The organism is Shewanella sp. (assembly GCF_051658185.1).
Lineage (GTDB): Bacteria > Pseudomonadota > Gammaproteobacteria > Enterobacterales > Shewanellaceae > Shewanella.
In genome coordinates, this window is the sequence record NZ_JBOFMC010000407.1 from 1 (window position 1) to 3,930 (window position 3,930).

4 protein-coding genes are annotated in these 3,930 nt (G+C 49.2%); all 4 read left to right on the plus strand.

Annotated features, from left to right (window positions below; all coding sequences use genetic code 11):
• Positions 1 to 1,416: aspartate--tRNA ligase (gene aspS, locus ACRCZA_RS15155; protein WP_438675226.1), on the plus strand; the 1,416-nt coding region annotated here is incomplete at its 5' end.
• Between the two features lie 189 nt (positions 1,417 to 1,605).
• A complete protein-coding gene (locus tag ACRCZA_RS15160) occupies positions 1,606 to 2,352 on the plus strand; it encodes a YebC/PmpR family DNA-binding transcriptional regulator (RefSeq protein WP_438675227.1) in 747 nt (248 codons plus the stop codon).
• 304 nt (positions 2,353 to 2,656) lie between these two features.
• On the plus strand, positions 2,657 to 3,178 hold the full coding sequence (gene ruvC / locus ACRCZA_RS15165; protein WP_438675228.1) for a crossover junction endodeoxyribonuclease RuvC: 522 nt from the start codon (positions 2,657 to 2,659) through the stop codon (positions 3,176 to 3,178).
• Positions 3,175 to 3,792, plus strand: a complete 618-nt coding sequence (gene ruvA, locus ACRCZA_RS15170; protein ID WP_438675229.1) for a Holliday junction branch migration protein RuvA — start codon at positions 3,175 to 3,177, stop codon at positions 3,790 to 3,792. The genes ruvC and ruvA overlap by 4 nt, the downstream gene beginning before the upstream one ends.
• Positions 3,793 to 3,930 lie beyond the last annotated feature (138 nt).

The window sequence follows — 3,930 nt, forward strand, 5'->3', positions numbered from 1 at the left end:
CAACGTCTTAAGTACCGTTACTTAGATTTACGTCGCCCCGAAATGGCCCAGCGTTTAATGTTCCGCGCGAAAGTCACCAGTGCTGTGCGTCGTTTCCTCGACTCAAATGGCTTTTTAGATATCGAAACGCCTATCCTGACTAAGGCAACCCCAGAAGGTGCCCGTGACTATTTAGTGCCAAGCCGCACCTATAAAGGTCAGTTTTTTGCGTTGCCACAATCGCCACAGTTGTTTAAACAGCTGCTGATGATGTCAGGTTTCGACCGCTACTATCAAATCGTCAAATGCTTCCGCGATGAAGACTTACGCGCTGACCGTCAGCCAGAATTCACCCAGATCGATATCGAAACTTCATTTATGACGTCTGAGCAAGTGATGGCTAAGACTGAAGAAATGATGCGTGGTCTGTTCCTTGAAATGCTGAACGTCGATTTAGGCGAGTTCCCGCGCATGACCTATAACGAAGCCATGCGTCGTTTTGGTTCAGACAAGCCGGATTTACGTAATCCATTAGAGCTGGTGGACGTGGCAGATTTACTCAAAGACGTTGAATTTGCGGTATTCTCAGGCCCTGCCAATGATGAAGAAGGCCGTGTTGCCGCGCTGCGCATTCCGGGTGGTGCGAGTTTATCCCGTAAACAAATCGACGATTACACTAAGTATGTTGGCATCTACGGTGCCAAGGGCTTAGCGTGGATGAAGCTTAACGATCTGACCCAAGGCTTAGAAGGCATTCAATCACCTGTGCTTAAGTTCTTGAATGAGAGCATTGTTAACGAAATCATCCGTCGTACAGGTGGCCAAACCGGTGACATCATTCTATTCGGTGCAGATCAAGCGACAGTCGTTGCCGAATCGATGGGCGCGCTGCGCTTGAAAGCTGGCGAAGACTTTAATCTGCTTGAGGGAGAATGGCGTCCATTGTGGGTCGTTGACTTCCCGATGTTTGAGAAGATCAATGGCAGTTTCCACGCCGTTCACCATCCGTTTACCGCCCCGCGCGGCGTGACACCACAAGAGCTTGAAGCTAATCCTGCTAACCGTGTGTCAGATGCCTACGACATGGTATTAAACGGCTGCGAATTGGGCGGTGGTTCGGTACGTATCCACAACCAAGAAATGCAGTCTGCGGTATTCCGTATTCTGGGGATCACCGATGAAGAAGCGAAAGAGAAGTTCGGCTTCTTACTCGAAGCGCTGCGTTATGGTACACCGCCACATGCTGGTTTAGCCTTTGGTTTAGACCGCATTATTATGTTGATGACCAAAGCGACATCCATTCGTGATGTGATGGCTTTCCCGAAAACCACCACAGCGGCCTGTCCATTAACCAATGCTCCAGGATTTGCAAATCCTGTGCAATTGGCTGAACTGGGCATCGCCGTGGCGGAAAAAGCTAGCAAGCCCCAAGAGTAATCTGTCGTTTGACAGAGACTCGCGTTGTATTAAAAACCGAGGCGTAAGCCTCGGTCTGTTTTATCATCTCGCCATTTCTATCTTTTCAATCTCTTGAGTGTCATTAAAGCCTAAGGTGCCGTTTGCCAATCTGTGAGATATTCAGCTATTGATAAGAGCTTAACTGGCGCTGATTAGAGGAGAGCTCCCATGGCAGGTCACAGTAAGTGGGCCAACATTAAACACCGCAAAGCGGCACAAGATGCTAAACGCGGTAAGCTGTTTACTAAATTTATCCGTGAATTAACCGTTGCTGCCCGTGAAGGTGGTTCTGATCCCGATTCAAACCCGCGTTTGCGCATCGCCATTGATAAGGCGCTGGGCGGCAATATGACGCGCGATACCATTGAGCGTGCGATCAAGCGTGGTGCGGGTGAGCTTGAAGGACAACAACTCGAAACCATTATTTACGAAGGCTATGGCCCAGGCGGGACGGCGGTGATGGTGGAGACCATGACGGATAACCGTAACCGTACCGTGAGTGGGGTGCGTAATGCGTTTAGCAAATCCGGTGGTAATCTAGGAACCGACGGCTCGGTAGCATATTTGTTCACCAAGCGCGGGGTATTATCCTACGCGCCTGGTATCGATGAGGATGCCCTGATGGACGCGGCCTTAGAAGCCGGTGCAGAAGATGTGGTGAGCTATGAGGATGGTGCTATCGATGTTTTTAGCGATCCCATTGATTTTTATCAGGTAAAAGAGGCGCTCGATGCAGCGGGCTTCGTGGCCGATAATGCCGAGATCGCGATGATCGCTTCGACAAAAGCCGAGTTAGATGCGGACACCGCCGAGAAATTTATGCGCCTTATCGATACCCTCGAAGAGCATGATGATGTGCAAGAGGTGTATCATAATGCTGAAATTTCTGATGAAATCATGGAAAATTTGGCTTAACCCTAGGGCAAGTAATCGGCCTGATTTTTGGTAACACTGAGACTGAGATGGGGTGAACCTGCGTTTAGGATTATCCCTCTTTACGTGCTTAATGGGGAAATCCTAAGCGTCTAGGTGATGAGTGTTTAAGTGTTCTGTGTCTTAGTTATCATAGCCTTAGTTCTCATAGCCCTGAGTTATCATAGACAACGTTCTCAGCGTCAACGTTTTCAGTGTCAACCTTAACAGGGTCTTAGTTGTAAGCGTAACTGAAGGTTAAAGCGTCTCAGCGCTAAAACGACTGAGGCCCAACAGTAGGCAACTCATGGCAATTATTTTAGGGGTAGATCCCGGCTCGCGGATCACTGGTTATGGTGTTATCCAGTGTCAAGGGCGCCAGCAGATCTATTTAGGTAGCGGTTGTATTCGCACGTCGGGCGAAGATTTACCCCAACGGCTGAAGCAAATTTTTGATGGACTTAGTGAAATTATCCGCCAATATCAACCGGATGAATTTGCTATCGAGAGAGTATTTTTAGCCAAAAATGCCGACTCTGCGTTAAAGTTAGGCCAAGCGCGCGGCGCGGCGATAGTGGCGGCCACAGCAGCGAATTTAGCCGTTGCGGAATACAGTGCCACCCAAATCAAAAGTGCCGTTGTTGGCACGGGCCGAGCCAAAAAAGAGCAGGTGCAGCACATGATCCAGCAATTGTTAAAATTGCCCGCTGCCCCGCAAGCGGATGCCGCCGATGCCCTTGGGGTGGCGGTATGCCATTATCACACCCAGCAGAGTCTGGTGGCATTAAGTGGTCGAGCAACGGCCAGAACATACGGACGGTACAGATGATAGGTCGTTTACGGGGCGTGCTCGTTGAAAAACAAGCACCCGAAATCCTGATTGATGTTAATGGGGTCGGTTATGAGTTACACATGCCCCTCACCAGTTTTTATGAATTACCCGACATCAACCATGAGGTCGTGATTTATACCCACTTTGTGGTGCGTGAAGATGCGCAGCTGCTATACGGCTTTATCAAAAAACAGGAACGGGCATTATTCCGTTTACTGATCAAAACCAACGGTGTTGGCCCTAAATTGGCATTAACCATTCTCTCAGGGATGACGGCATCGGAGTTTGTGGGGTGTGTTGAGCGTGATGATATCGTCACCCTCGTAAAATTGCCCGGTGTGGGTAAGAAAACGGCTGAACGATTACTGGTAGAAATGCGGGATAAACTCAAGAGCTTGATGGAAGCTTCTGCCGGTTCGGAACGCGAATTTGTGCTGCAATCAAACTATGCACCAACCCCCACGGTTAATAGTGCCGAGGAAGATGCCATTGCGGCATTAATTTCACTCGGTTATAAGCCTCCTCAGGCGAGTAAAGCCGTTGCTAGCGCTTATCAAGAGGGCATGGATCCTGAAACCCTGATCAAGGCCGCACTTAAATCAATGCTCTGATTGGCGCGACAGGGCACCATTAAGGGGGGCACTCAACAGTGCCATTGGGATTCAATGAGGTTTCACTTGCGTCATACCTTTGATGCGGTAATAGGAAAATGTAGATGATTGAGGCAGATAGACTGATCCAGCCACAGT